The organism is Mesorhizobium sp. M1A.F.Ca.IN.020.03.2.1, assembly GCF_004023205.1.
Taxonomy (GTDB): domain Bacteria; phylum Pseudomonadota; class Alphaproteobacteria; order Rhizobiales; family Rhizobiaceae; genus Mesorhizobium.
In genome coordinates this window covers 1-5393 of sequence record NZ_RZSV01000310.1, presented here as the reverse complement: position 1 = coordinate 5393, position 5393 = coordinate 1, and the positions used below count along the sequence as shown (strand labels likewise).

The 5393-nt window shown below is 66.6% G+C and carries 5 protein-coding genes; 3 read left to right on the top strand and 2 right to left on the bottom strand.

The window, feature by feature from the left end; all coding sequences use genetic code 11:
* The 3 genes from EOA79_RS29210 to EOA79_RS29200 all read left to right on the top strand — a co-directional run.
* A partial coding sequence (locus EOA79_RS29210; RefSeq protein ID WP_164893992.1) for a sugar ABC transporter ATP-binding protein occupies nucleotides 1-1148 on the top strand: 1148 nt, incomplete at its 5' end.
* A gap of 9 nt (nucleotides 1149-1157) precedes the next feature.
* Nucleotides 1158-2240 (top strand): ABC transporter permease, encoded by a 1083-nt coding sequence (locus EOA79_RS29205; RefSeq protein WP_128293529.1) that lies wholly within the window; start codon nucleotides 1158-1160, stop codon nucleotides 2238-2240.
* A gap of 13 nt (nucleotides 2241-2253) precedes the next feature.
* Nucleotides 2254-3351, top strand: coding sequence for a substrate-binding domain-containing protein (locus EOA79_RS29200; protein ID WP_095782522.1), 1098 nt, complete (start codon nucleotides 2254-2256; stop codon nucleotides 3349-3351).
* 66 nt (nucleotides 3352-3417) lie between these two features.
* Here the strand turns inward: EOA79_RS29200 and EOA79_RS29195 are convergent, their stop codons facing one another.
* On the bottom strand, nucleotides 3418-4410 hold the full coding sequence (locus EOA79_RS29195; RefSeq protein ID WP_095824191.1) for a LacI family DNA-binding transcriptional regulator: 993 nt from the start codon (nucleotides 4408-4410) through the stop codon (nucleotides 3418-3420).
* Nucleotides 4411-4485: 75 nt separating this feature from the next.
* On the bottom strand, nucleotides 4486-5393 hold a 908-nt coding region (locus tag EOA79_RS29190), incomplete at its 5' end, for an L-idonate 5-dehydrogenase (RefSeq protein ID WP_164893991.1).

Here is a 5393-nt window from a genome sequence, read left to right as displayed (position 1 = left end):
GGCAAGACACCGAGCGCCGCGCCGAGCGCGCGCTGGCGCTGGTCGGCTGTGCCTTCGATCCGGCGACGCGAGTGCAGGACCTCTCCCGCACCGAAAAGTCTCTGGTGGCGATTGCCCGGGCTTTGGCCACCGAGGCCGACGTCTTGGTCCTCGACGAGCCGACGGCGAGCCTGCCGGCGGACGAGGTCGAGCGCCTGTTCGAGGCGCTCCGGCCGCTGCGCGCGCGCGGCGTCGGCATGATCTATGTCTCGCACCGGCTGGACGAGGTGTTCCGCATCGCCGACCGCGTCGCCGTCATGCGCGACGGCCGCATGGTCGCGGTCAAGCCGGTGGCCGAGACCACGCCGCAGGAACTGGTCGATCTCATCGTCGGCCGGCCGGCGCACCAGATGTTTGCCAAGTCGCATTGGCAGGACGGGCCGGAACGGCTCAGGGTGGAAAACCTCACCTGCGGCAGTGTCGGTCCGGTTCGCTTCGAGGCACGGTCCGGCGAGTTGCTTGGCCTGGTCGGCCTGCGCGGCGCCGGGCAGGAAGCTGTCGGCCGTGCGCTGTTTGGGACTGAAGCTTTCGACGGCTTGGTCTGGCTCGACGGCAAGCGCCTCGACCTGTCCTCGGTCGGCGCCGCTCTTGCCGCCGGTGTCGGACTGATTGCGCGTGACCGCACCGAGGAATCCGTGGCGCTGTCGCTCTCGGTGCGCGAGAACATGTATCTCAACCCCTCGGCCGTCGGCCGCGGGCTCTTCTCCTTCATGAAGCCGGCCCGGGAAAGCGAGCTGACGCGGGAGCTCGGCGCACGGCTGGGGCTGCGGCCCAATGACCCGCACCTGCCGATCGAGGCGCTCTCCGGCGGCAACCAGCAGAAGGTGGTCGTCGGCCGCTGGCTGGCGACGGGCCGTAAGCTTCTGATCGCCGAGGATCCGACTGCGGGCGTCGATGTCGGCGCCAAGGCCGAGATCTATCGGCTGATCGCCGCCGCGGTCGAAGCCGGGCTGGCAGTGATCGTCGTCTCCACCGATTTCGAGGAAGTCGCCCACATCTGTCACCGCGCGCTCGTCTTCTCGCACAATCGCATCGTGCGCGAGCTCGCCGGCGATGCCTTGACGACGGCGGCGCTCATCAGCGCCGCTTCCGTGTCCGAAGCCGCCTGAGGAGGATCCATGAACTCGATCAAATCGACGGCGCTGGAGCCGACCCGTTCGGAGCTCGCCGGACTGAGCTACGGCCAGAAGGCGGCGCGCTATCTGCCGGTCTACGGCCTGCCGATCCTGACGCTGCTCCTGATCCTGCGCTTCTCGCTGCTCCTGCCGCGGACGTTCCCGACGCTGCTCAATTTGCGCTCGATCGTTTCCGACAAGGCGATCATCGCGCTCTTGTCGCTGGCGGCGATGATTCCGATGGCTTCGGGCCGCATCGACCTCACCGTCGGCTACGGCATCGTGCTCTGGCACATCCTTGCCATCAGCCTGCAAACCGCATTCGGCGTGCCCTGGCCGCTCGCGGTGCTCATCGTCATCCTGCTCGGCGTGCTCACCGGCTTCATCAACGGCCTGCTGGTCGAGGTGGCGCGCATCGATTCCTTCATCGCCACACTCGGCACCGGCACGGTGCTCTACGCTTTGGCAATGTGGTACACGGGCGGCCGCCAGGTCGTCGGCGTGCTTCCCGACGGTTTCCTTTCCCTCAACGGCACCATGCTGTTCGGCCTGCCGATCACCGGCTACTACGTGGTCGTGCTGGCGCTGGTGATGTGGCTGGTGCTCGAATATATGCCGCTTGGCCGCTACCTCTACGCCATCGGCGCCAATCCGAAGGCGGCCGCGCTCAACGGCATTCCGGTGCAGAAATTCGTCATGGGGGCCTTCGTCGCCTCCGGCGCGCTCACCGCCTTGGGCGGCGTGCTGCTGGCCTCGAAGCTCAGGATCGGCCAGGCCAGTGTTGGCCTCGAATACCTGCTGCCGGCCCTGGTCGGCGCATTCCTCGGATCGACCACCATCAAGCCGGGCCGCGTCAATGTCTGGGGCACGATCGTCGGCGTCGTTATCCTGGCCGTAGGGATTTCCGGCATCCAGCAGTTCGGCGGGTCGTTCTGGGTAGAGCCGTTGTTCAACGGCGTCACCCTGCTCGTCGCGATCGGCATTGCCGGCTACGCGCAGCGGCGCCGCGGCGCGGTGGTGCCGGCATCCGTGCCCACCAGCCGACCAGCCACCAGCCAATCAACAAATACAACCGACAATGCTTAATGGGAGAAACGATATGCAGCGCAGAACAGTCCTACAGCTCGGAATTGCCTGCCTGGCGCTTGGCATCGCCTCGCCGACGCTGGCCGACCCGATGGCCGACGCCAAAGCGGTGGTCGATAAATATGCCAGCAAGGTCGAGAAGTGGGACGGACCGACCACGGGACCGAAAGGGGCTGCCGGCAAGACCATCGTCGTGCTCGGCGCCGACATGAAGAACGGCGGCATCCTCGGCGTCACCAAGGGTGTCGAGGAAGCCGCTGCCGCCCTGGGGTGGACGGTCAAGACGCTTGACGGCGCCGGCTCCATCGGCGGCCGTACCGCTGCCTTCGGCCAGGCGCTGGCGCTCAATCCCGATGGCATCATCATCAACGGCTTCGACGCCGTCGAGCAGAAGCCGGCGATGGAGCAGGCCAAGGCGGCCAAGATCCCGATGGTGGCCTGGCACGCCGCGCCGACCGTCGGCCCGATCGACGATCTCGGCATCGTCGCCAACGTCTCGACCGATCCAATGCAAGTTTCGAAGGCGGCGGCCGACTGGGCCTTTGTCGACGCCAAGGGCAAGCCCGGCGTCATCATCTTCACCGATTCCACCTACCAGATCGCTATCGCCAAGGCGGACCGGATGAAGAAGGAGATCGAGGATCTCGGCGGGAAGGTGCTCGAATATGTCGACACGCCGATCGCCGAGACCTCGCAGCGCATGCCGCAGCTCACCACCTCGCTGCTGCAGAAATACGGCGATCAATGGACCCATTCGCTGGCGATCAACGACCTCTATTTCGACTTTATGGGGCCGTCGCTCGCGGCGGCCGGCAAGTCCGGCACCGATGCGCCGATCAACGTCGCGGCGGGCGACGGTTCGGAATCGGCCTACCAGCGCATCCGCTCCGGCCAGTTCCAGAAGGTGACGGTGGCCGAGCCGCTGAACCTGCAGGGCTGGCAGCTTGTCGACGAGCTCAACCGCGCCATGGCCGGCGAGAAATGGTCGGGCTACATCTCGCCGCTGCATGTGGTGACTTCCGACAATGTCGAGTTCGACGGCGGCCCGGACAACCGTTTCGACCCGGGCAACGGCTACCGCGACCAATACAAGAAGATCTGGGGCAAATAGACGCCATCCAGAACGATCAGCGAGCGGTCGGCGATCATCCGCCGGCCGTTCGTTTTTTCCGACGCTTCAGGCCGTGTGTCGCACAACAACCCTGGGCGTCATGCCGACTACGACGCGGTCATCGAGCGCTCGCCGCCCGTTGAGCAGGTCGAGCACCAGCTCGGCGACGCGGATGCCGATCTCATGCGCGCCGACGTCGATCGTGGTGATCGAAGGCACCGACTGCTCGGCGAGATCATAGGCGCCGAAGCCGGCAATCGCCACGTCGTCCGGCACGCGGATGCCGCGTCGAACGCATTCCATCAGGGCGCCGAAGGCGGAGAGGTCGGACACGCACATCACCGCTTGTGTGTCCGGCCAGCGCGAGATCATCTCGACCATGGCGGTCGCGCCCTCGCGCATCGAGATCGGCGGCACGCCGGAGGCAATCACGCGCGAAGCGTCGAGGCCGCGGTCCTCCAGCGCCGCGACGAAGCCGCGCCGGCGGTCCAGGCCGCGGGTGTCCCGCGAGGTGTCGCCACCGATAAAGCCCAGCCTCGAATAGCCGCGCTGGACGAAATGATCGACCATCAGCCGCCCGGCATCGGCATTGGAAAAGCCGACGACGTGGCCGATGGGATCGGCTGGCAAATCCCAGGTCTCCACCACCGGAACGCCGACATTTGCCAGCAGCTTGCGGCAGCGCGGCGTGTGCCGGCCGCCGGTGACGATGATCGCCTCCGGGCGACGCTGCAGCAATTGCCCGACCAGGCGTTCCTCCTCCTCGATATTATAGTCGGTGAAGCCGAGCAGGATCTCCAGCCCGCTGTCGCGCAGGCCCTCGGTCATGCCGCGCACCGTGTCGGCGAAGTTGGCGTTGTTGATCGAGGGGATCGTCGCGGCGACGAAGCCGGAGCGCCGCGACGACAGATTGGCGGCGATGCTGTCGAAGACATAGCCGAGCTCTTCAGCCGCCTTGAGGATGCGGTCGCGCGTATCGGCGCTGACCGAAGCGTCGCGCTTGAAAGCGCGCGACACGGTCATCGTCGAGACGTTGGCGCGATGCGCGACATCGGCCATGGTCGGCCTTTTGGGCGAAGATTGCATGGCCGTACGTTATCGATATCACGGCGGAATGCAACGCGCCGTTGCGGCTCACGCAAACGCGATCTGGACCTTCATCGCCTGGCCGCGGTCGTTGGCGAGCTCGAAGCCGGAAAGTGCTTCGTCGACCGGCACCGAGTGGGTGATCAGCGGCTTCACGTCGATCAGCCCCTTGCGCATCAGCTCGACGCCGACGGCGAATTCGGGGTGGAAGCGGAACGAGCCGTTGATCGACAGTTCCTTGGCGGTCACCGTCGACATCGGCAGTGCCATCTCGGCGCCGCCGAGGCCGAGCTGGACGATGGTGCCGCGCGGACGCAGCGCCGCGATGCCTTGCGCCAGCGCCGACGCCGCGCCCGAACATTCGTAGAGGATGTCGAAGGTCCCCTTGTCGGCAAGGTAGGGCGCCAAACCTTCCGGCTCGCTTCGGGTGTTGATGGTCTTGTCGGCGCCGGCGCGCATGGCCATCGACAGCGTGAAATCGGCGATATCGACGGCGACGATCTCGGCCGCACCCGCGCGGCGCGCGCTGATGATCGACAGCAGGCCGATCGGCCCGCAGCCTGTGACCAGCACGCGCTTGCCCAGCATCTCTCCGGCCCGGCGCGTCGCGTGCAGACAGACGGCCAGCGGTTCGGCCATCGCCGCCTCGCCGGCGGTCAGCCCATCGGCCGGGACGCACTGAATCGCGTCCGCCACCAGCATTTCACGAAACGCGCCCTGGATATGCGGGAACGGCATGGCGCTGCCGTAGAAGCGCATGTTGAGGCACTGGTTGTGCATGCCCTCGCGGCAATAGCGGCAGCTGTAGCAGGGCCGCGACGGAGACACGGCGACGAGCTGTCCCGTCTGCAGTCCACTCACTCCCGGCCCGAGGCTCTCGATCACGCCGGAGACTTCGTGGCCGAGGATCATCGGCTCCTTCAGGCGCACCGTTCCGAAGCCGCCGTGATTGTAGT